1 protein-coding gene is annotated in these 269 nt (G+C 53.5%); it reads left to right on the forward strand.

Translation table 11 applies throughout. From position 1 onward, the window contains the following. The coding region (locus RTW80_RS29420; protein WP_312721657.1) for a M48 family metalloprotease at window positions 1-269 on the forward strand (269 nt) is incomplete at both ends.

Here is a 269-nt window from a genome sequence, read left to right on the forward strand (position 1 = left end):
GGTGTTCGGTATCCTGGCAAGCATCATTACCATGTGGTTCTCCCGTCATCGTGAGTTCCACGCGGATGCCGGTTCCGCGAAACTGGTGGGTCGTGAAAAGATGATTGCTGCGCTGCAACGTCTTAAAACCAGCTACGAGCCGCAGGAAGCAAACAGCATGATGGCCTTCTGCATCAACGGCAAATCAAAGTCGCTGAGCGAGCTGTTTATGTCTCACCCGCCGCTGGATAAACGTATTGAAGCGCTGCGTAGCGGGGAATACCTGAAGT

It is taken from the genome of Escherichia sp. AM3, assembly GCF_032029835.1.
Lineage (GTDB): Bacteria > Pseudomonadota > Gammaproteobacteria > Enterobacterales > Enterobacteriaceae > Escherichia > Escherichia coli.